Source organism: Cysteiniphilum marinum (assembly GCF_014857925.1).
GTDB classification, from domain to species: Bacteria; Pseudomonadota; Gammaproteobacteria; order Francisellales; family Francisellaceae; genus Caedibacter; species Caedibacter marinus.
In genome coordinates, this window is the sequence record NZ_JACYVZ010000009.1 from 1 (window position 1) to 22,690 (window position 22,690).

Genomic DNA, 22,690 nt, shown 5'->3' on the forward strand with positions numbered 1-22,690 from the left:
TGAAATGCTTACACCAAAATATGCTTCAGCGCATTTACCTAAATTAAAATCTGCCCAGAAGAGGACGGCATAGACCTACATACCACATTATTTGCTAGGTAAATAGGTGGGTTCATGGAGCGCTTACATAGCAATGTCACCTTACCAACATTGAGTGATTGGGTTGATCCAAATATTGGTACGATGCCAAACGTTGGTGATATTCCAAAAGTAATTGCAGGTGTGACGCAACCACAAACATAGATGTTAAAAAAGATGCGGCAGGCCTTTAAAAGATGGTGATAGCATTACGGTGATTAAAGATTTGAAAGTGAAAGGCTCATCGCTAGTTGTTAAAGTTGGCACTAAAGTCAAAAATATTCGCCTAGTTGATGGTGATCATGATATCGATTGCAAGATTGATGGCATTGGCGCGATGAAGCTGAAATCAGAGTTTGTCAAAAAAGTCTAAAATATCAATTTTCTGCTTTAAGTGATCGGGTTAATAATGCATGAGCTGTTGTGCGCATATCTTGATTTTCGTGGAGAATGCTATAAACCGCTTCAACGATTGGCATTGACATATTGTGCTTTTGTGCCAATTTATAGATAGCATTCGCTGAAGCAATTCCTTCAACCACTTGTTTGACTTCGTTGCAAGCCTCATCAATAGTTTTGCCTTGACCAACAAGTACGCCAAAACGGCGATTACGCGATTGATTGTCAGTACAGGTTAATAACAGATCACCAAGCCCACTTAAGCCGTAAAAGGTTTCAAGTTTTCCCCCTAAGGTTAGACCTAACTGGGTCAGTTCATTAAGTCCACGCGTAATTAAGCCCGCACGCGCGTTAGCGCCAAAGCCAAGACCATCTGAGATACCACAAGCAATGGCAAGTGCGTTTTTAACAGCCCCACCGATTTCAGCACCGGTGACATCTGTTGAGGTATAACAGCGAAAATTATCGCTATTAAAAAGCAGTTGAATATGTTTGGCATAATCATTGTTCTTCGAAGCAGCCAAAATAGCAGTAGGTAAGCCTTTGGCAACTTCTTTGGCAAAACTAGGTCCTGTGATTAAACCAAAAGGATTGTCTTTTAGGATAGCTTCAGCCATTTGGTCTAATAGTTGATAACTATGATGGCAAAAACCTTTTGTTGCTGAAATCACGCCTTGTGTGCTTTTTAAATGTGGTTTAACTGCTTCGAGTGTTTTGACAAAACCAATGCTTGGTGTTGCCATTAAGATGTCATCACATTGATGGATAACACTTTGCCAATCATTGATGGCAATTAAATTTGTTGGGAAATCAACATTAGGCAAGTAGCTGTAATTATGTTTATCACGAATCATTTGTGTGTTGTGTGTGTCTTTCCATGAGTGGATATAAACCATGTGTCCAACGCGCGCTAGTTGTAACGCAAGCGCTGTGCCCCATGAACCGGCACCCATGACAAGAATTGTATTATTCATAAAAATAGTAACTCCAGTTGTTTATGCTAATGGTTTGATGCCAAGCAAGCGATCACTTTCTTGATAAGCTTTATCAGCAAATTCGCCCATCCATTGTTTCACATCATTAAATTGCTGACTAAATTCAAGTTTGCCATTGGCTGATTTAAGTTGTTCAACTTGCTTTAAAATCAATTGAGCATAATCATGAATGCTATTTAGACGCTCATGATCAGAGGCAATAATATTGGCATATAAGTCGGCATCCTGACTAAATAGGCGTCCAATAATGTTAAGCTCCATTTTGTAAACAGGGCTTGAGATTGCCATTAATTCTTCCAAGTGGATATTATGTTGTTTTAAGAACATTCCCATACAAAATACCGAGAAATGTTCAATACCTTGGATAAATGTCATTGCTTGGTCATGAGCGCTTGCGGTCATTTTTTTAAGGGTAAACCCTAAGGTGATCAGATCGCTGATAAACCATTGATAATGTTTAGCGTCGCGCCCATCACAGTAAACAATCACCTGTTTATTGCTGCTGGTGACGGTTGGTCCAAAAATCGGGTGAAGTCCAACAACAGCACCACGATGTGCGCTGAGCATTTTGGTCATTGGTGCTGATTTAATACTTGTTAAGTCCGCGAGTATAGTGTCAGAGCTAATATACTCGGAAGCTTTTGCAATGATTTCATCAGTAAGTGCAATCGGTGTACTGATAATCACCATATCTTGATTCTTAAGAAGTGTTTGTGCCTCTTGCCAATCATCTTCACCAAAAAGGGTGATATCATAATGCGCAAGTTGCTTAAGAAAAAAAGCTAAGCATTGCCCCATAGCACCATGACCACCAATAATGCATAGACGACGTGTTGGCTCTTTTGTTATTTCTTTTATTTCTGTCATGATTTTATACCTTTAGCCATAATGTAATGGGTCCATCATTGGTGAGTGATACTTGCATATTGGCGCCAAATTTCCCTTGTTGAATGCGTGCATATTTTTGCGTGATGTCGGCGTAAAACTCAGCAAATTTTGCTTTGGCAATCTGTGGTGGGCATGCTCCAGAAAAGCTTGGGCGTAAGCCGCGATCAGTATCAGCAGCCAATGTGAATTGCGGCACAAGTAACAACGCACCATTGATATCAATAAGGCTCTTGTTAAGCTTGCCATGATCATTTTCAAAAATGCGTTGATTTAAAAGCTTGTGTGCCATCTTGTCATATTCTTTCTGTCCATCTTTCTCTTCGATACAGATAAGCGCCATAATACCTTGGGTAATATGAGCAATTTGATTATTATCAACGGTAACAGAAGCGTGAGTAACACGCTGTATAAGGCTTAGCATATTGCTCTGTATGTTCAATTTCAAAGTGCCATTAGCATATACCACCCGCAAACCATTTTACAGTCTTTCTGCGTTGTAATTTGTGAGGATACAGTGATTTTATGATGGGTCATTATGCTTACGCATCAAGAAAATAGGTTAGCACAAAGAAGCGTGCTAATGGGAGATGACTTTAATTAAATTAACCCAGCTTCTTTGACGATATCACGCTCATGACGAAGCTCATCAAGTGTATTATTAAAAGCCTTTTGACCAAATGCGTCCTGTGTAATGCCTTCGACAACTTTGATCTCACCATTTTTAACAACACAAGGCATAGCAAAGATAAGTCCTTTATCAACACCATATTCACCATTTGATACTTTTGCGATTGAGACTGTTTCACCTGCTGGTGTGTCAAAAATAATCCCTCTGACACTTGTGATAACAGCATTTGCTGCAGAAGCTGCGGAAGATGCGCCACGCGCTTTAATCACAGCAGCACCACGTTGCTGAACCATTGGAATAAAGTCTTCTTCTAACCATTTGCGATCAGTAATGACATCAGTTGCAGGTTTGCCAGCAATCTCAGCATGGGAAAAATCAGGGAACTGTGTTGCTGAATGGTTGCCCCAAATGGTCATTTTTTTGACTTCAGTAACATCAACACCGGCTTTAATTGCAAGTTGCTTACGCGCACGATTCTCATCAAGTGAAATCATGGCAAAGAAGCGATCATTAGGGATATTTGCAGCATTCATCATGGTGATTAATGCATTTGTGTTACAAGGGTTACCAACGGCTAAAACGCGAACATCTTTAGCGGCATGCTTGCTAATAGCTTCACCCATAGGTTTGAAGATCTTACCGTTAACACCTAATAAATCAGAGCGCTCCATACCTGCTTTACGAGGAACCGCACCAATCATCAATACCCAGTTGGCATCTTTAACGGCTTCATTAACATCTGCTGTGCAAGTAACACTTTTTAATAATGGGAATGCGCAATCATCAAGCTCCATTTTAACACCTTGTAGTGTAGGTAATGTTTGCTCTAATTCCAATAAGTTAAGATGTACATCAACATCTTTACCAAACATCTCACCTGACGCGATTCTGAAGATGACAGCATAACCAATATTGCCAGCTGCCCCTGTTACGGTAACGCGTACACTTTTATTTGAACCATTTGACATGAATTATTTCTCCTTATGATTTAGCAAGTAGATATCGTCGTATTTTCACCCGCAAGATAATAACAATTTTGCCTGCGAACGAATAGAGGCACTAGCATTATTTGTGGTATAAATTAAATTTATTTACGCTCTCTACTTTGTTTGTAAAATTCATACACGCGAACGCCAGTTGTCCATAATACTAAAAGTGTGAAAACAATACCGATGATCAGAGCAAATTGGTTAAAGATAATCATCGCAATAAAAAAGATAAAAGCCTCGGCACGCTCCATAAGACCAGGGCTATAATAAAAGCTTTTCTCCGATTGTTTTTCTGAAAAAATGCCAACCAATAGGAAACTGCTGACACAAACAAGCATCGACATCATCATCAATAAACACACAAAAGCCAAAGTTGGATCACGAATAAAAAGGGCGATTACAATAAATGATTCAACCAATCGATCACTGAGAATATCAAGAACGGTACCAAAGTGTGTGCTGTTGTTTTGTAGGCGCGCAACCGAGCCATCAAGGATATCGAGATAACCTGAAATAAGTAGCCACAAAATAGCCATGAAGTTAAACTCAGCGCTTAAAAAACATGCGCTAATAAAGCCTGTAATTAAAGAGGTAATGGTAATCGCATTAGCAGGTAGATGACGTGCGCCGATATGCATAAGTGGCTGAATAAAAATTCTTTGAAACAATGGGCGCAGACTTGATTCGATCATCGTTATTGCTCCTTGTGTGGGTTGGCTTTTAGTCGGCTGCTATTTTTAAGTTTCTTATAAATAATAGGTACTAAAGATAATAATGCCAAAGCACAAATAGGCAATAATATTTGCGGTGAAAAAATAACTTTAAGATTAAGTGTGTGTCCTTGTTCAAGGGCAAAGCCTAAGCCACTTCCTACCCAAGCATAAATAAAGGTGCCAGGGATGATGCCAAGGAGTGTGCCTAGAAAAAAATGGCGTAAGCTTACGCCTAAGACACCCGCGGCAATGTTAATAATAAAAAAGGGGAAGACGGGTAAGAGTCTTAAGAACAATAAATAATTAAACTCATTTTGTTGAAAGCCATCACGCATCTTAGCAATACTGCCTGATGCCTTTTTTTTCAAGCTTTGAGCAAACGCCATACGTACTGCTAAGTAGGTAATTGTCGCACCAATAGTCGCCGCAAGAATTGTCCAAATACCACCAAAGAAAACACCAAAAAGAAATCCGCCTAATAGCGTCATAATCGTCGCTCCTGGGATTGAGAAGGCAACGATAATGATATAGCTGAGCATAAAAATGAGCACACTTAGAAAATAGTATTGTTGGGTAAACGCTTGTAAGTTTTGATAATGCATCGCTAAGGTCTCAAGGGACAGATAACGCTCGCCACCTAACACAAAAAAGAGGATTAAACCAATAATTAAAAGGATAATAGGAAACAAACGTTTTAACGACATCTGCAATCACTTTCCATGTTATTGTCTAAACATGTGTAAAGGATAACAGATAAAGCGTCTATAAAATACTGGAGTTAGTATATGTTTAAGCGTTTAGATTTTCTTAAACACAAGCGTGCCATTGGTGCCGCCAAAGCCAAATGAATTAGACATGGCAATGTCAATTTTCATTGGTTTTGCTTGGTGTGCTGCATAATCTAAGTTACAGCCTTCATCAATATTATCAAGGTTGATTGTCGGTGGTGCGACCTGATCGCGAATAGCGAGTAATGAGAAGATGGCTTCAATTGCACCAGCTGCGCCTAGCATATGTCCGGTCATTGACTTGGTTGAGCTCATGACGATGTTTTTGGCATGATCACCCATAAGCTTTTCAGCTGCTTGACTTTCTTTAACATCACCAGCTGGCGTTGATGTGCCATGCGCATTGATATATTGCACTTGATCAGCATTAACACCTGCATCTTCAAGGGCTAACTGCATACATTCATAGCCACCTTCGCCACTTGGGCTTGTGATGTGAAATGCATCAGCATTCATAGCGTAACCAATAAGCTCACCATAGATCTTGGCACCACGCTTTTTAGCGTGCTCATATTCTTCTAATACAACAGCAGCTGCACCATTAGATAAGACAAAGCCATCGCGGTCTTTATCCCACGGGCGTGATGCACCTTTTGGATCATGATTGCGTTCAGATAACGCGCGTGCTGCCGCAAATCCGCCAATGCCAATAGCAGTATTGGCTTTATCAGCACCACCGGCAATCATCACATCAGCATCACCATAAGCAATCATGCGTGCTGCCATACCGATATTGTGCGCACCCGTTGTGCAAGCAGTGACGACTGCGGTATTGGGGCCTCTTAGATTGTGTTTAATCGAGAAGTTGCCAGAGATGAGATTGATGATTGTGGCAGGAATACAAAAAGGGGATATGCGCCTAGGGCCTTTGTTATCAATAATAACACGCGTGGCCTCAAGCTCACCAAGTCCACCAATACCTGAAGACATCGATACACCGATGCGGCGGCAATTCTCATCAGTTACCGTGATGCCAGCGTCTTGCCATGCTTCTTCAGCAGCCACAAGACCGTATTGCATAAAAGGATCGTATTTTTTGATTTCTTTTTTATCGAAATGCTGTAAGGAGTCGAAGTTTTTAATGGTGCCACCAATAGTGACTTTAAACTCAGAAATAGAAGGTCCGTGCACAAGATCAAACTCAGGTAGTTGTTCAATGCCGCTTTGACCTTTTAAAATCGCATCCCATGTGCTTTTGACATCATTACCAAGCGGGCTTAATGCACCAAGTCCAGTAATGACAACGCGTCTTGCTGATTTCATGATTTCATTATCCAAATGTTTATACCGTTCGCAAACCATTCAAAAGTATCAAAAACTTCTTTCGGATATTAAACACCGCAAAATGATTTACGATCGGCATAGTTATACAAACAAAAAATCAGCATTAACCTTGCGACTAATGCTGATTTTTCATAAATTCATCAGTTACTTTAAAAGCAATGAATGATTAGCTGTTGTGTGCTTCGATGTAAGTGTAAACGTCTTGCACAGTCTTGATTTTTTCAGCTTCTTCATCTGGAATCTCAGTGTCAAACTCTTCTTCTAAAGCCATCACCAATTCAACAGTGTCAAGAGAGTCAGCGCCTAAATCATCGATAAAAGATGCTTCTGCTTTTACATCTTCAGGCTTAACACCTAGTTGCTCAACGATGATAGCGTTTACTTTTTCTTGAATTGCGCTCATTTTGTTTCCTTAAGTTTTTACTTATTAATTAATTATAAAACTGTCTTTAAATCTATGGCATCTGCCAACCGAGTAGACATTGTAGTGAAATGTGCCTTATTTGCAATAAACTTACAACAAAATTCTGCTAAAACTGGCGGTTCTTACTATTTATTGGGCAGATATCTGTGTGAGTCATCGCCTTAATTATTATGTTTACAGTTGTAAGAGTAAGTATTTAAACAATAGTGGCTATGACCATATTCCTGAGCACTTTGATTGTGTAAGCGTTGACTGAGCGTAAGTCGAAGCCTCTATGAAGTGTGATTTTTCCCAAGATTACCACACTTCGGCTGATGCTCAGTGCATCGCTTCGACTTACGCTCAGGGTACGGTGAGCACTTGTGGGTGAATATTTAGTCTTGGTCACAATAGTTTATTGTTAATAATGATTTCTGCGGCACAGCACAAAAAAATCAACCTATAAAGTCTGCTATTTATAATTGAATCAGTATATTGTTGGTCTATACTTTCCTTATCAAGGAAATAATAACAATGGATCTCAAATGCGATGTTGGATGTAAACGAAATATTGATCAGTAACGAGGTCAAGTAACGGGGTCAGGACTAAATTTCATCACCATCTATTGCACTGTTTCTAGAAGAGCACTTATTTGTTACACTTAGCAGCAATGATATTTTGACTTAACATTGTGGTGCATATGAAAAACTTGCCAATTGGTTATTCGAGCCTGTCTGAGATGATAAATGGCAATACTTTTTATGTTGATAAAACCCGTCATATCCATGAGATTGCAGCGAAAGGTAAGTATTACTTCTTATCACGTCCACGGCGTTTTGGCAAAAGCTTAACTATTGATACGTTAAAGCAATTATTCCTAGGTAAGAAAGTACTTTTTAAAGGTTTGTATATCGAAGATAAATGGGACTTTGATAAGACACATCCTGTGATTCATTTTAGCTTTGGGCGCTCTAAGTCGGTGTTTTCTGAAGAGTCTTTGCTGCAATGGATTTTGCGCGAGTTATCAGATACTGCCAAACACTATGGGCTTGAGTTAGACACCAGTAAGCATTATGACCTGCAGTTTGATCAGCTGATTAAATCGTTATTTGAAAAAACAAACAAGCGCGTCGTGCTTTTGGTGGATGAGTATGATAAGCCGATTTTGGATGTGATTACTCAATCAGAGGAAGCGTTACGCAATCGTGAGATTTTAAAAGGACTTTACAGTGTTATCAAAGATAATGATACATATTTGCGCTTTGTGTTTTTAACGGGTGTATCTAAGTTTTCCAAGGTGAGCTTATTTAGTGGTTTAAATAACTTAAAAGATATCTCCTTTCATCATCGTTATGCTGATCTGTGTGGTTATACGCAAGATGAGCTAGAGAGTACATTTACAGAATGCTTAGAGGGTGTTGACCTTGTTAAACTCAAAACATGGTACAACGGTTATAATTTCGGTGGGACTGAAGCACAAAAAGTTTATAATCCGTTTGATATTTTGCTATTTTTTGATAACGCTAATAACTATCAAAGCTATTGGTTTGAAACTGGCACACCGAGTTTTTTGTTAAAAGTGATTGAGCATCAACGTGCAATTATTCCTGATTTAGAAAACTATGAGGCCAACCTAAATATTATCAACAGTATCGATGTCGATAATATTCCGATTGCTGGTCTTATGTTACAAACTGGGTATTTGACGATTAAAGATACTATTGATTATGGTGGTTTACTTTGGTATCGCTTAGGTTATCCAAATCTTGAAGTCAGAACGAGTATCAATCAACATTTCACCAAGTTGGGCACAACAACAGAGCATGCTAATGCTAACCAGTTAGCGATTAATCAGGCGCTGTTAACAGATAACTGGCAACAATTTGAAAAAGCGATAGCGAGTTTTTATAGTAGTATTCCCTATGATTATTATGTCAATACACCATTAAATCGCTATGAAGGTTATTATTGCGCGATTATTTATAGTTATTTTGCTGCACTTGGCTATGACGTTAAACTCGAAGATCACACCTCTGAAGGTCGTATTGATATGTCGATTGTTATTCCTCATAAGAAAGTGATTATTTTTGAGTTTAAGGTCAGTCACGGCGAGAACTTAGCAGCCAAGGCAGTAGAACAAATTGTTAGCAAAAATTATGCATCAAAGTTTACTCATCTGGAGTTGCCGATTTATCAAGTAGGTATTTCATTTGATCACAATAAGCGCACCATTAATGGCTTTGAAGTGCTTGAGCGGTAAAGGGATATAACGTGTAACTCCAAATCACTTGCGATTGATTTAGCTCTGTCTATACTTTTCTTATCAAGGAAATAACAATTATGGATTTCAAGTGCAATGCTGGATGTAAACGAAATATTGATTGTTGATGATGAGCCGATTATTTGTGAGCTGATTGAAAGTATTTTGCAGTCTAAGGGTTATATGACTCATAGTGCATACAATGGTAAAGCGATGCTTGAGTATTTGACTCAGAAAATTCCGAGCTTAATTATTCTGGATTATCAATTGCCTGATCTAACAGGGCACAGCTTATGTCAGAAAGTGCGCCAACAATCGCAAGTCCCGATCTTGATGGTAACAGCACATGATAGCCAAGCTAATCTTATTCGTGGATTTGAGCTTGGAATAGATGACTTTTTAGCAAAGCCATTTGACCCCAAAGAGCTGTTATTGCGTATAGAGGCAATTTTGCGTCGCAGTCGCAAGACACAAATGGCATTGTCTCAATCAACACAAGAAGATCAAATAAACTATCAATTTGATCGTTGGCATTTTGAACCGTCAGCGCTTAATCTGGTCGATAAAAATAATATGAGCAAAAAACTCAATTTGACTGAATATGAAGTGAAGCTATTAAGTCTTTTTTGTGCGAATGCCGAGCGGATCATCACACGTGAGCAAATTCACAAAGCACTGGAGAGTCATGCCGATGATGCGTCATTACAAGCGATTAATGTTTATGTTTATCGCTTACGCAATAAGATCGGTAAAGATCTAATTCAATCCATTCGTTACAAAGGATATAAGTTTTTGGCGGATGTTCAGGTGATTGCCTCGTAAGCTGATCTACCCTAATAACCGTATAGGAATCAGATATTCTTTATAAATCTACTTAACACCAAGTTCAATCAGACGTTCATCCAAGAAAGCATCAGCAGTTTTATATTTTTCAGATAAATAAACATCGGCTTTAGCATGCATAAAGCAAGGTGTTGACATGCGATCAACGCCTTGTGCTTCACCTTCAGGTTTAACGACGCGATGCTTAGTAGCAATATATTCAAAGTTGGTCATCTCTTGCAGCATATCACCAATGTTGATGATGATAGATTGTGGCTTACAAGGCACTTCATACCACTTATCTTCTTTGTGTGAGTACACCTCTAAGCCAGGTGAAGAGGCAACCGGTAAAAGGGTAATTAAATTGATATCCTCATGTGCTGCAGCACGGATGGCACCTGGTTCCTCATCACCTTTGATCGCAGGATAATGCAATATGCGAAATAACGTGCGATCAAATGACAAAGCTTCGACTAATGGCATATGTAGTTTCTTGGATGTTTCTGGATCCATATGATCATCAATCCATTGCAGTAATGTTTTACCTAGTTCAAAAAGTTGATCAAAAAGCTTGCGTGCTTTGTTAGAGACTTCTTGAGGGTAGCGGCCATTTGGAAAATATAAATGGAAATAATGTTTGATATCACGAGCGGTTTCGCCCTTGGCGGTTTCTGAGATATCCATCGGAAAGTAGCCATCTTGGGTTCTCTTATCGTAATAATAATTGTGGGCAGCTTCTGAGTTAATGAACTTGCGCCACTCACTATAAACATCTTCGATAAGCTGCCAGTCAATAGGGTGTGTCTCTAATACCCCAAAGCCTGTTTGCTTCAAAGAATCAGTAAAACGTTTTGGCGCGTTATCTGCATAATAATCAACACTTAAAATTTCCATAAAAACACCTGATTTATTGATTTAAATGACGTTGGCATGCTAAATACTAAAGACATGCCTGTCAAGGTTGAAATGATGGGTATGGATGGGTAATTTAACTGTTTGTTCATTTGTTCATTGGCGATAAAAGCAGTACACTGGCGACTTGAAAAAATTGATCAATTGAAAACAAAGGTAAAAAAGGATAAAAAATGATTCCAACACCTCATATTGAAGCAAAAAACAAAGATGATTTTGCCAAGACCGTCATTATGCCAGGAGACCCATTGCGCGCTAAGCTGATTGCCGAGACATATCTTAAGGATATTAAGCAGGTCAATAGTGTGCGTAATATGTTGGGTTTCACGGGGACTTATAAAGGCAAAAAATTAACGATTATGGCGCATGGTATGGGCATTCCAAGTGCGGGAATATATACGGCAGAACTATTTAATAATTATGATGTTGATCAAATTATTCGTATTGGTTCATGTGGTTCGTATGTGCCTGAGATTAAGGTATATGATGTGCTATTAGTTACCGAAAGCTATTGTGAGTCGGATTATATCGAGATTGTGACTGGTGAGAAAACAAGAGAAGCAACGCCAGATGTGAATTTAACAGCACATATAGCAAAAACAGCAGAGAGCTTGAACTTGCCTGTGACACAAGCAAAAGTACATTGTACCGACGTGTTTTATCGCAAAAACTTTGATGATTATATCAAGATCCATAGTGAGCATGGTTGCAAAGCAGTGGAGATGGAAACTGTCGCGATTTTTGCTAATGCTAAAGCCTATGGTAAAAAAGCAGCCTGTCTTTTAACCGTTTCTGATTCATTGGTGACAAAGGAAGTAACAAGTAGTCAAGAGCGCCAAAATTCATTTACTAAAATGATTGAAATCGCTTTGGCGAGTGCCTAATTCCAGTGATTTACACATAAATTTTCTTTCTCGCATTTTCTAAAAAAATAACTATTCTTACTTGTGCAGGTTCGCATATATGAAAACAAGGAGAATAGTAATGAAGTGTTGTAAGCAATCAGGATCTATTATTGGTTGTCTAGTCATAGGCATTATATTAGTTATCTTAAGTATAGTGTTGATCATTGGTGCCTTTAGTTGGTTTCCTCCGGCGCATAGCCTTTATGATCTTAGTGAATCCGTTATCACAGGTATGTTGGGCTGTGCCAGTTTGATTATTGGTGCCATCTTTATTGTCGTAGGAATCGTCTTAAATAAGTTAGAAAAGGGTGCGATAAATTAAGCACATTTTTACCAAGATCGGGTTAGAAAGAATACGTAAATGAAATCGCTGATGTTAATACATAGCTTTGACCAACCATTGGGCTATCTTGAACAGTACTTGCGAGTTGATTTAAGCGAAAAACGCTGGTGATGCCCCAACGTTTGTTATAACGATACATTAGTGATAATGATAAATAAGGTGAAAAAGCGCTACCTGGGGAATATTCTTGTAATCCAGATAGTGCTGATTCGCTTGCAGAAATACCATAAAAGTAATCCAATATTTTATTTTGTGTCCACTGCACGCCACCGCCTGGTGAAATAATCAATTGATGTTTATCGGACTGTAAAATAAAAGGTTTCGTATATTGCATGTTTGCCATTAACCCATGCGTGCCTGCCGTAAGATCAAGATTCAAACCCAATTGCAATGAGCCATAAGCGCTGTTGAAACGACTTGAGAACCCTCCCATAAACATATAGTTGCGGTCATTTAACTTCTGTAACTGTGGATCAGTTGATTTGCTGGCATCAAATTTTTGTGGATATAAGAAGCCATCAACAGAAAAACTAAACATGCGATTGCCGATTAAGCGATAAGCAATGTATGGTCCAAGGATCGTTAAATCTTCACCTTTATAGGCGATCATCGGAAATGCCAAAATGTTATCATCAGTTGCTTTGTATGGATTGGGCGTGAAGATACTCGCAACCCCAATACTCCAAGGATGTTGAATATTAAAGTGCTTTTGCTTTTGCTTTTGCTTTTGCTTTTGCTCTTTTTGCTCTTTTTGTATTTTACTTGTGTCCTTGCTTAGTAAATCTTTTTGCGTTTCACCATAGTTGCTATTAGCAGAGTTATTAGGGCTATTGGTTAGCAGGGTATCTTTAGCGGCTTGTTGTTCTTGTGTAAAAGCAAACATAGGTAGCAACATTATGCTAAGCGGCATCATTAGAAAGTTATATTTACAAGCCATTTATTGTTCCTCAAGCTATCGTTATTGTTACGATGATTAAGTGTAGTTATATCTTGTGTGGATATGTAGTAGTTTCAACAAAGAATATAATAATAAATAATAATGCATTTATACGTAGTTGATATTTTTTGTGATTCTTCCTTATAGAAGATATTGGCAAAAGAAATGCTATCCTATCGCTGAGTTGTAAATCAGTGACTATTGGGGGAGTATCAATTGAAAAATTGGGGGTGAAAAACTGGGGTAATTCTCAAGTTTCTAACTTGCAGAAACTAATGGGAGTGAGTGTTACTAAAACAATATGATACGAGTTCTTGATATCTATCATTCTTTCACGACTAATTGTGGGGGTTGTGGGTTAGATATTGATGCTTGTGTTATCGCTTTAGTGATGCTCTGGATTAACGTAATTTTATCTAAATTTAATGGGGAAACTAATGAAGTTTAAAAAAATAAATTTTGTAACAGCTGCAGTTATTGGTGTGTCATTGTTTGAAGTCAATGCGCTTTATGCACATGGAGCGCCATCGTATCCGCCATCTCGCCAGTTCCTGTGTGGCGCTGATTCTGGTAGTGGAGTATGTCAAAATACAGGCATAAGCCCAAATATTGGCTATGATTGGCAATCAATGGGGATCGGATCAGCAGGCGGTTATCTAGAGCGTGAAGATTATAAAGAAACGCCATTGGCGGCTCACATTGAAGCAATGCAAGGCGGAATGAATGCAGAGATTTGTTCTGGCAATGGAGTGGCTAACTATGAGTTCTTTAAAGATCTTTCAGACCCTAAATATTTTCATATTTGGGAGGAGAATAAGACTGAGCTTGATGTTGGTATGAATGAGTTTACCTTTCATGCAACAGCGCCTCATATGACAGGCTTTAGCCCGGCAGGACATACTGGTTATATTGATATTTATGTAACCAAAGAAGGGTGGGATAAATCAAAGGCAATTACGTTTAATGATATCACTCAGCAACCTATTTGCCATTATGTGCCTGAAACCGCGGGTGTGGTTGGAAATTACCATAAATATAGTTGTGATATTCCTAATGAATATGCTGGTAAAGATGCCGTATTGTTCACAGTATGGCAAAGATCTGACAGTGCTGAAGCATTTTATGCTTGCTCTAATGTTAATTTTAAAGAAGTAGAAAACTATAGTTGGGATACTTTAAAAAGTGTTTCAGGTCCTGCCTTCTTGCCTAAATATAATGACTTGGAAGTGGGTGATTCTATTGTTTTCACAGGTATTAGTAATAATGGTAATAGCCATACAACGATAAAAATCAATACTCAAAATGATATTAACGATTGGCAATATAATCTAGCACAAAAATATAACCAATTAAGCTACGACACCAAAATAGGTGTCTTATCCGAGGATGGTTTACAAGTAGAAACACCTCGTCAAGAGAGTGGATATCGTGTGTATATCAAAGATACGTTAGATGCTTCAAACTATTCATGGAAAATTGAGCGCAAGCAAGCTGAAGTGCCAGAGATTCCAAAATCTAAGTATTTATTGCCGATTACCAATCTAAGTCAAGAGTATATAATTGCTAATCAGCGTTATGATTTCAAGCAAGGTTATACGCTGAAGTTTAGATTATTTGAAGATAATGGTCATAATAATAATGAGATTATTGCTGAGTTTGAGATTGTTGACAGTAATTTGGCCGTGGTTTCACAGGAAATTGATCGTTTAATAAGTGATCAGGTTGATTATGATTTTGCGATTGGTCAGTTAAATAGTGATGGCAAAAATGCAAGTGCCCATGACGCATTAAACTTTGTCTACCTTGATAGTAAGCGTATCGCTAATACAAATTATAATTATAGTTGGGTCATAGATATTATTCCGCCATCAGAGCCAGAACCTGAGCCATCTCCTGAGCCAGAAGCAACTTATATTTATATGCATGATGATGAATATGGTCCTGAATTATTTGTCGCTGGAGTTGATGTTGTTTCACGCGTGAAAGATGAGGCAACAGGATTATACAAAGTCTATCAGTGTAAAGACGCCACAGTACAAGGTTGGTGTCAACAGTCAGAGACTTCAACGTATCACTATGAACCAGGTAATGGGATTGCATCTGCTGATGCTTGGATTGATACTGGGAAGTTAGCTGAGCGTCCGAGCGTTGATGCTGAATATATACAATGGCCAGAAAATATTGGTAGTTATCAGATGGGGACAACCGTTTCAAGATCAGGTGTCTTATATCAGTGTACGGGGCATCAAGACTGGTGTAACCAAGAAACTTATGATCCGGTTGGTATATATGGATCTAGTACTTGGACGGCTATATAGGTTAGTCTGATATATTGTTTATCATAAGTAATGGGTGCTTATGAAATTAAAATATAATAAATGGCAAGTAATATTGCATTGGTTTTCTGCTGTTATTATTATTTGGGCATTAATAACCGGTTTTTATGTTGCATTATTTGACGTCAGCCAAGAGGTTAAAGCAGCGATCGGTTTTTTTAATGTCTCAATAACAACAGTGCTAATTCCATTTTTCATTTTGCGTGTGATTGTCATGTTATGCTCAAGAAAGGTAGAAGATAGTAACCTTAGCAATCATAACCATAAATTAGCAAAAGCTATGCATTTCTCTTTGTATGTGGTGATAGCTATAGTGTTGCTATCTGGTGTGTTAATGATGGATCGTCAAATCAATGTTTTTGGGGTCTTATTTTTCCCACAACTTATTCATAGTCCTATTGCTTTGAATATATGGTTTGATCTACATAAATATTCATGTATAGCATTATCAATATTAGTACTTTTGCATATCTTGGCAGTTATTAAACACTATGTAAATGGTCATAAAATCTTAAAAAAAATGGTTTAAAAAAACGGTTACTAGCATGAGATCGTTTGTGGTAGTTATCAATATTATTGGGGGATTTATTAAAATGAAATATATTATGGTTTTATGCGCAAGTTTTGGCTTGAGTAATTTAACTTATGCTGCATGTAGCGCACATAATACTGCGCCACAGCAAGTAGAAACACAAGCGAAAGTAGATGCAGAGTAGCCATGCTTATGAGTGTGAAAAGACTTAGGCTAACGCTGTTACTTTCGGCGTGTTTTGGTTTGTTGTCACCGGCTTATTCAAATACACAAAATCACAATATGGCTCATCATACACAGTCAACTGATGCGTTACATCACCATCATCAGGATGCTAATGATGGTATGTGGATGTTTGATATTATGACAATGTATATGAATATGGATGGCTTCCAAAGCGGTGATAGTGGTGCTTCTGAACCAGATGGCATGATGGTGCCTAAACAAATGCATATGTATATGACGATGTTTATGGCAATGTATATGACGCATGACTGGGATATTATGGTGATGAGTTCATACAATGTTAAAACCATGGATATGGATATGCATATGATGGGTGTTGTTGAAGGCTCAACAATGAAATCAGAAGGTTTTGGTGATACAGAAGTTACAGGCGGATATAATCTCATAAATAATGTAATGCAAAAATTGCAAATACGTGGCGGAATAAGCTTACCAACTGGGCGAATTAATTATCAAAGTGGTATGCCTATGATGGATACAACATTATTTGGTTACAATATGCAAATGGGTTCCGGTACGTTTGATCCAATTTTCGGTGTGAATTATGCTCATTATCTACAAAGCTTAACGTTGGGTAGTGAGTTTAATGCAGTATTGCGCCTTTATGACAATTATCGTGATTATCAATTAGGCGATGTTTACAGTGCCAATATCTATGCTAATTATCAATTATCATCAATGCTTGAAGTGGGCTCTAAATTAGAATATCTAATGACGACTAAAACCAGTGGGGTAGCTAATGGTACAAAAGCAAGTTGGGGCATCAGTTATGATCCTGAAAGTACAGGTGGTGAAACCATCAACTTATCAATGATGGCAAAGCTTAAAGGTTATGGTTTGCTGCAAGATAGCGCATTGACTTTAGAGGTGGGTTATCCAGTTTATCAAAACTTAAATGGCACACAGATGAAACAGGCTTGGCAGGCGAGTCTACATTTTAGTTTTAATATTTAATTAGAGAAAGATAAAGTGAAATATATACCCATCACAAAACATTTTACAGCATTTCTGCTATTGAATTTCCTGCGATTTTGAGTGATTGAATTTTGCTAATAGTCCTAGCTATTACCTGCTCTCCAATCACTCAAAATCACCAAAAGCTTCTTCAGCATTAAGTACCGCAAAATGATTTGTGATGGGTATATTATGACGAGAAATTTTATTATTTTTGGTTATATTTCGTTATTTCCCATCCCGCAATCGTATGTTTATAATTTACTCATCAAGCGATTGACTAATGGGCTGTCAATGCAAGTGAAACTATTGATTTGGGGCAACTTATTTATGATAAATTTTGTAAAGTATGTATTTGTTTTATGTTTGGGCTTAACTACGCTTTCTCATGCGAGTCTCGATCCAGGGGTGATGTTGCTAAAGTGGGACAATGATGATCAGGAGATCACGCGGACAATAAAAAACACAGGGAGCACAACTCAATATGTAAAGATAGAGGCTTTTAAAATTATTGATCCATTTGGAGAGGGTAAAGAGATAAAGCTTGAGCTTAAAGATATGGTAAGTGATCTTTTGGTTTCACCATTAAAGATGGTTATTCCACCTAATTATGAAAAGCTGCTTCGGATGAGTTTACCTAAAGGTAGAGATTCTATTACCGCGGATCAATATTACCGCATTCGTATTATTCCTGTTGAGCCGTCGTTAGATAATGGATTTTTCAATGTGCAAGAAGGTGAGGTGAAAACTGGTGTTACTTTGTCTATTGCCTATGGAACCTTGCTAATTGTCACACCGCTGCAGAAAAATATTCGCTATAACACAGTGCATGATGTAAGTGACGATGTTTTAAAGATAGAAAATAAAGGCAATAGCTTTGTTAAAGTTAAAATTCAAGGGACTTGTCGCGATGAGACGATTGAGCATTGTGAAAATGGGAACAAAGTAGAGAACCATATTGTGTACGCTAAACAAAGTAAAAATTTTAGTTTAACTGATTATAACCATAAGGAGACAGAGTATGTGATTACTGAGGGCAATGAGAGAGAATTATATGAAATTTAACAAACAAATAAATGAATTTAATATCAAACTATGTAAATAAATATATTTAGGAGAAATACAATGAAAACAATCACAAAAACACTAGCAGCAAGCGTTTTATTAACAGCATCTATTATTGGTGGGGTAAATGCAGCTTCTACTCAAGGAGAAAGCTTATCGATTCACTTATCTGCGAATGTTCCAGATACTGATGCGGCTTACTACACCGTGAATGTAGCAAACTCTCAATTTCAATTTTCTTATGATTTAGTTGCAGATGATTTCACTGGTGATTCAACGCCAGTTACGATAAATGTAGGCAATGGTGAAATAACTGCGCTTAACGTCAGTGCAGCTGCGCCGCTAGAGATTACGCATAGTACTGATCCAACAAAGAAAATTGGCTATGCGGTCAAACTTGGGACTCAGGCGATTACAACAACAGCGGCAAATATTTTTACTCAACTTGGTAACCCAGATGGTACCTCTATCGTGGATCTGACGATTGATCCTGAAACATATGACGATTCTAAACACGTAGAAGGAAACTATAGTGGTAACTTAAATCTTCTTTTTGATGGAACTTTAAGCTAAGACGTTTGGGTTAATTTGGGTTAATAAGCTATAAGAGGCATAATCGATGATTTATTTGAAATTTATTTGTTTGGGTGGAGTGCTGAGTTTTTGTTTATTAGCTAAGGCTCATGCAAATAAACATATACCAAAAGAATTTATTGATTTTGCCTCACAGCAAGGGGTTGATGTGAATGTTCAAGTTTCAGGTGTTCAGCTTGGGTACCATACAGCATATATGCAAGATAGTAAACTTGAAGGAATTGATCTTAATGAGATTTTCTCTTCTGTAAAGTTAAAAGATACAGCTAAAGCAGTTATTTTAGATCAATGGCGTTCAGGGATTCCTTTTGAAGATGCCATTTACTGTAGCACTGAATATGAAGCTCAAGGCATCTGTAAAGCGGGATCTATTTTAGCAAGAAGTCATTTTTCGACCAAGACATCCCAGTTGGATATTACAATTAATAAGAGCGCGGTATCGTATCAAAATCATCAAGATCAGGGCTATCTTAATCTACATGAAAACACACGTTATGGCAGTATTTTTAACTATGATCTTTACTTTGATGTTTCAAATGAGACATCAAGCTATAACTTAAATTTAGAGAATATCAGTAGTGTTAATAATACTTCTATTCACAGCGGCATCATCGCCTCAGGCAATGAAAATAGCTCAAGTGAAACACTAACGCAGCTTTATGTGCAGCAGGAGTTTCAAGACAATCTGTTAATTGCAGGTTTTATGGGCAGCTATGAGGCGCCTTTTAATGCCGTGACGCAAATGGATTATATCCCATCAGTGGATAGCTTACTTATTGGGCTGTCAAGCTCAAATAATATGAAGAAAAACAAAAATGCGAGCTCTCAAGTGCCGATTTTAATTTATGCACAGAGTAATACCAAAGTAAAAATTTATAAAGAAAACAACCTTTTAAGTGTGCAAAGTTTTGCCGCAGGGACACATGAGGTTGACACCTCCTCTTTTCCTTATGGTATTTATTCAGTGAGAGTTGAGATTTATCAAGGAAACACCTTGATTGAAACCAGAATAAGCACAGTTGTCAAACCAACTTCAGCAGCAGACTTTGGTGACAGGAGCTCACATTACAGACTTTGGCTCGGGATGGCAAAAGAGACAAACTATCAAGAGCAGTTTTTTCCTGATCGCTTTAATAAAGTCTATCTAGGTGGGGCTTATGCATTTATGCCGTTAACCAATACAGTGACAAACCTTTCAGCTTATGTGCTGGGTAGTACGGTAACAGGGGAGGCTGGTGTTGATTATTTGTTCTCAGAGAGTCTCTCATTTAATGCTTCAGGCGCGATTGATAACTATCATGGTTATGGATTTAATATCAATGCACAAATGCAGCCATTTAGTTTGCTTTCGATGAGTTTGTGGTATCAAAATGAAGATAATCAAAGAAATAACTATCAAAATGAGCAAGTTTTTAGTGCCTTTGCAAAAGATTATAATAGCATTGGCATAAGCACTAGCATTCATCTAAATGATATTGGACTTGGTTCTTTATCAGGAAGCTATATGTATAATTTAAAAACAAATGGTTTTCAATCCAACGTGTCACATTATAAAACATGGGTTAGTGCCAGGGACTATCAAATTTATTCAACGATTAACTATGGTTATAGTAAGTACACAGGTGGTCAATATAAAGACTTTTCCATTATGCTCAACTTTAGCTACTTCTTTGATAATGGTTCGAGCATTAACAGTTCTCTTGGGCATCAAAGCTATAATAATACAAATAGTGGCACACTTGGCTATTCACCAAACTTTGACAGTAATTATATTGATGATGTGTCACTTGAGATAGATTATGGTGATGTTAGTGAGTCGCAAGGTATTTCAGTTAACTTGGGCTCTGATAATATCAGTGGCTTTATTGATGCAGCTCATCAATCAACTAACGGAGAATCAACTTCATCAATATATGGCTCACTCTCAGGCAGTTTTGCTTTGGTTGATTTTATCCCTTCTTTCAGTGCGGATCAGTATAATCAGGCGGGTGTTATGATTGATATGGATATGCCAGAGGACGCAAGTGTTGATGCTGAGATTGATGGCAGACGCTATAGTTTAAGTGCAGGGCAGAATCTTATTATGCTGCCGGCGTACCAAGAATACACGCTTCAGCTTTTAGAGGATAGAAATGACAGATCGAATCTCCAATACTCTGAGAAAGAAAAAAGCTTCACTCTCATGCCGGGCAATATTGTTCAGATTGATGAATCTGCGATTGCGACAATACATGTATTAGGTCGTGCATTGGTTGATGGTAAGCCTAAGAAAAATGTGATGGTCAAAAATCACATTAACCAAACAGTAACCGATGAGAAAGGCTATTTTATGGTGTATATAGATAAAAGAAATCCAACCTTGCAAATTAACGGTAGTTGTAAATATGAGTTTCAAGATCCTCAAGTTTTGCAATCAGGACAGTGGATAGGAGTGATTGAATGTTAAAAAAAATGATACTTTCCTTAGGCGTTATTTTTAGCCAATATTCTCTATCTATGGCTGAGGTTGTAATGATAGATGACTACGACACCATCTATAGTAGTTCTTTGATGAATGGTGGAGATTGTCTGAGTAATGGTTCTTGGTGTAGTTATTTTGGAGTAGTAGGTGAAGAGCTAAGTGTTGTTTCTTCAGAGATAAAGGATCCGTTAGGAGTACGTAGATATCATTCTAAATTCAACAATCCTTCATGGACTCATGACAGAGTTATGGAATTTATTGTGGAATTAAAAGACCAAAATACAGGTGTTGTATCAGAATTTACAGTTTTGACCAGGCGTGAAGGGTGGGGGAAAACTGATAGTGGAGTTTCAGGAAGGGTATGGTTTTATACAAATGCAGCAACTTCATATTATAAAGACATTCCACAATCTGGTGATGCGCAATTTGAGTTTTATATACCTAGACCAGCGATGATGCCTCAAGCAGGAACATATAAAGGCAATGCCATTATGAAAACTTGGGAGACTTGGCCTTCTGAGGATAGTAATCCTAACATAGGTAACCCAGGACCATCTATATTGGTGAGATTTGAGATGGTGATACCATTGTCCTTTAATTTTGAAGCGATGTTAACACATCTGCAATTAAAGCCAGAGAGCTCAAAACTAGAGACCTTTGCCACAAATAGCTACATCAAGCATACATCAAACGCACCTGTTCCAGTAGATTATAATGTTACCTTGGCATGTAATAGTCCTTCAAGTGATGATGGCAATGGCAACTGTCAATTAGAGAACACAGATACGAAAAGTCATTGGGCTTATGAGGTTTATATCAATAATGAAAAGATTATCACTAATGCAACAAACACAACAGCACTGCAGCAGCTTCCGAGTAACTATAGTATTCCACTTAATATTATAGCTAAGAGCCCGCCTGACTCTGGGCAGTATGAAGGTCAAATGACATTAAATTTTGATGCTGTATGGTAATAACCTTGGTTTGGTGTCAATGGCCAACAGAAGTGTACCAGAATCGGCCATTAACAGTTTGGAGAGTTAAGCTTCATAAAGTTGTCACATTCAGTCTGAGTATAATACTTTCTATCATAACTCGCAAAAATAGTTCGAGTTTTTAAAAAACCATGTTAGATAATGCCATTTGATGATTTATGG

At 37.9% G+C, this 22,690-nt stretch carries 23 protein-coding genes and 1 pseudogene; 14 read left to right on the forward strand and 10 right to left on the reverse strand.

All coding sequences use genetic code 11. The annotated features are described in order from the left end of the window. The first annotated feature begins 114 nt into the window (after positions 1-114). On the forward strand, positions 115-243 hold the full coding sequence (locus tag IE867_RS14810; protein ID WP_263971898.1) for a hypothetical protein: 129 nt from the start codon (positions 115-117) through the stop codon (positions 241-243). Positions 244-259: 16 nt separating this feature from the next. Further along, positions 260-451: pseudogene (locus IE867_RS06210) on the forward strand (zinc ribbon domain-containing protein YjdM); the annotation flags it as partial. A gap of 4 nt (positions 452-455) precedes the next feature. On the opposite strand, the gene IE867_RS06215 reads toward IE867_RS06210, so the two are convergent. The 8 genes from IE867_RS06215 to acpP all read right to left on the reverse strand — a co-directional run bounded on the left by IE867_RS06215 (position 456) and on the right by acpP (position 7,165). Continuing rightward, a complete protein-coding gene (locus tag IE867_RS06215) occupies positions 456-1,451 on the reverse strand; it encodes an NAD(P)H-dependent glycerol-3-phosphate dehydrogenase (protein ID WP_192483908.1) in 996 nt (331 codons plus the stop codon). Between the two features lie 21 nt (positions 1,452-1,472). Next, entirely contained in the window at positions 1,473-2,339 is an 867-nt protein-coding gene (gene tyrA, locus IE867_RS06220; protein WP_192483909.1) for a bifunctional chorismate mutase/prephenate dehydrogenase, read from the reverse strand. A 4-nt stretch (positions 2,340-2,343) separates the two neighbouring features. Beyond that, entirely contained in the window at positions 2,344-2,781 is a 438-nt protein-coding gene (gene dtd, locus IE867_RS06225) for a D-aminoacyl-tRNA deacylase (protein ID WP_192483910.1), read from the reverse strand. 176 nt (positions 2,782-2,957) lie between these two features. Next, complete coding sequence (locus IE867_RS06230) at positions 2,958-3,956, reverse strand: malate dehydrogenase (RefSeq protein ID WP_192483911.1); 999 nt, start codon at positions 3,954-3,956, stop codon at positions 2,958-2,960. Positions 3,957-4,075: 119 nt separating this feature from the next. After that, positions 4,076-4,669 carry a CDP-alcohol phosphatidyltransferase family protein gene (locus IE867_RS06235; protein WP_192483912.1) on the reverse strand — a complete coding sequence of 198 codons (594 nt, stop codon included), beginning with the start codon at positions 4,667-4,669 and terminating at the stop codon, positions 4,076-4,078. Between the two features lie 2 nt (positions 4,670-4,671). Continuing rightward, positions 4,672-5,394, reverse strand: a complete 723-nt coding sequence (locus IE867_RS06240) for a TVP38/TMEM64 family protein (protein WP_192483913.1) — start codon at positions 5,392-5,394, stop codon at positions 4,672-4,674. 93 nt (positions 5,395-5,487) lie between these two features. Continuing rightward, positions 5,488-6,741: a beta-ketoacyl-ACP synthase II gene (gene fabF, locus IE867_RS06245; protein WP_192483914.1), complete on the reverse strand. Its 1,254-nt coding sequence runs from the start codon at positions 6,739-6,741 to the stop codon at positions 5,488-5,490. 187 nt (positions 6,742-6,928) lie between these two features. Beyond that, the gene (acpP, locus tag IE867_RS06250; protein WP_192483915.1) at positions 6,929-7,165 is read right to left on the reverse strand and encodes an acyl carrier protein; all 237 of its coding nucleotides are present in this window, start codon (positions 7,163-7,165) and stop codon (positions 6,929-6,931) included. Positions 7,166-7,866: 701 nt separating this feature from the next. Here acpP and IE867_RS06255 point away from each other — a divergent pair. Both IE867_RS06255 and IE867_RS06260 read left to right on the forward strand, forming a co-directional pair. After that, positions 7,867-9,426: an ATP-binding protein gene (locus IE867_RS06255; RefSeq protein WP_192483916.1), complete on the forward strand. Its 1,560-nt coding sequence runs from the start codon at positions 7,867-7,869 to the stop codon at positions 9,424-9,426. Between the two features lie 96 nt (positions 9,427-9,522). Continuing rightward, positions 9,523-10,248 carry a response regulator transcription factor gene (locus IE867_RS06260; RefSeq protein WP_192483917.1) on the forward strand — a complete coding sequence of 242 codons (726 nt, stop codon included), beginning with the start codon at positions 9,523-9,525 and terminating at the stop codon, positions 10,246-10,248. Positions 10,249-10,296: 48 nt separating this feature from the next. Here the strand turns inward: IE867_RS06260 and IE867_RS06265 are convergent, their stop codons facing one another. Continuing rightward, on the reverse strand, positions 10,297-11,142 hold the full coding sequence (locus IE867_RS06265) for an isopenicillin N synthase family oxygenase (RefSeq protein WP_192483918.1): 846 nt from the start codon (positions 11,140-11,142) through the stop codon (positions 10,297-10,299). Positions 11,143-11,333: 191 nt separating this feature from the next. On the opposite strand from IE867_RS06265, the gene deoD reads away from it, so the two are divergent. Together deoD and IE867_RS06275 are read left to right on the forward strand one after the other, a co-directional pair. Further along, a complete protein-coding gene (gene deoD / locus IE867_RS06270) occupies positions 11,334-12,044 on the forward strand; it encodes a purine-nucleoside phosphorylase (protein WP_192483919.1) in 711 nt (236 codons plus the stop codon). 100 nt (positions 12,045-12,144) lie between these two features. Then, positions 12,145-12,387 carry a hypothetical protein gene (locus tag IE867_RS06275; protein ID WP_192483920.1) on the forward strand — a complete coding sequence of 81 codons (243 nt, stop codon included), beginning with the start codon at positions 12,145-12,147 and terminating at the stop codon, positions 12,385-12,387. Between the two features lie 22 nt (positions 12,388-12,409). On the opposite strand, the gene IE867_RS06280 is transcribed toward IE867_RS06275, so the two are convergent. Then, a complete protein-coding gene (locus IE867_RS06280) occupies positions 12,410-13,345 on the reverse strand; it encodes a MipA/OmpV family protein (RefSeq protein WP_192483921.1) in 936 nt (311 codons plus the stop codon). A gap of 437 nt (positions 13,346-13,782) precedes the next feature. Here IE867_RS06280 and IE867_RS06285 point away from each other — a divergent pair, with 437 nt between their 5' ends. The 8 genes from IE867_RS06285 (at position 13,783) to IE867_RS06315 (ending at position 22,507) form a co-directional block, all read left to right on the forward strand. Further along, complete coding sequence (locus tag IE867_RS06285) at positions 13,783-15,663, forward strand: lytic polysaccharide monooxygenase (protein WP_192483922.1); 1,881 nt, start codon at positions 13,783-13,785, stop codon at positions 15,661-15,663. Positions 15,664-15,703: 40 nt separating this feature from the next. Continuing rightward, positions 15,704-16,210, forward strand: a complete 507-nt coding sequence (locus IE867_RS06290; RefSeq protein WP_192483923.1) for a cytochrome b — start codon at positions 15,704-15,706, stop codon at positions 16,208-16,210. A 64-nt stretch (positions 16,211-16,274) separates the two neighbouring features. Further along, the gene (locus tag IE867_RS14815) at positions 16,275-16,397 is read left to right on the forward strand and encodes a hypothetical protein (protein ID WP_263971899.1); all 123 of its coding nucleotides are present in this window, start codon (positions 16,275-16,277) and stop codon (positions 16,395-16,397) included. An 8-nt stretch (positions 16,398-16,405) separates the two neighbouring features. Beyond that, positions 16,406-17,413, forward strand: a complete 1,008-nt coding sequence (locus IE867_RS06295; RefSeq protein WP_192483924.1) for a transporter family protein — start codon at positions 16,406-16,408, stop codon at positions 17,411-17,413. 330 nt (positions 17,414-17,743) lie between these two features. Next, positions 17,744-18,478, forward strand: coding sequence for a fimbrial biogenesis chaperone (locus IE867_RS06300; protein WP_192483925.1), 735 nt, complete (start codon positions 17,744-17,746; stop codon positions 18,476-18,478). Positions 18,479-18,538: 60 nt separating this feature from the next. Continuing rightward, positions 18,539-19,051, forward strand: a complete 513-nt coding sequence (locus tag IE867_RS06305) for a hypothetical protein (protein WP_192483926.1) — start codon at positions 18,539-18,541, stop codon at positions 19,049-19,051. A 46-nt stretch (positions 19,052-19,097) separates the two neighbouring features. Beyond that, positions 19,098-21,518, forward strand: a complete 2,421-nt coding sequence (locus IE867_RS06310) for a TcfC E-set like domain-containing protein (RefSeq protein ID WP_192483927.1) — start codon at positions 19,098-19,100, stop codon at positions 21,516-21,518. Further along, positions 21,512-22,507, forward strand: coding sequence for a hypothetical protein (locus IE867_RS06315; protein ID WP_192483928.1), 996 nt, complete (start codon positions 21,512-21,514; stop codon positions 22,505-22,507). The genes IE867_RS06310 and IE867_RS06315 overlap by 7 nt, the downstream gene beginning before the upstream one ends. Positions 22,508-22,690 lie beyond the last annotated feature (183 nt).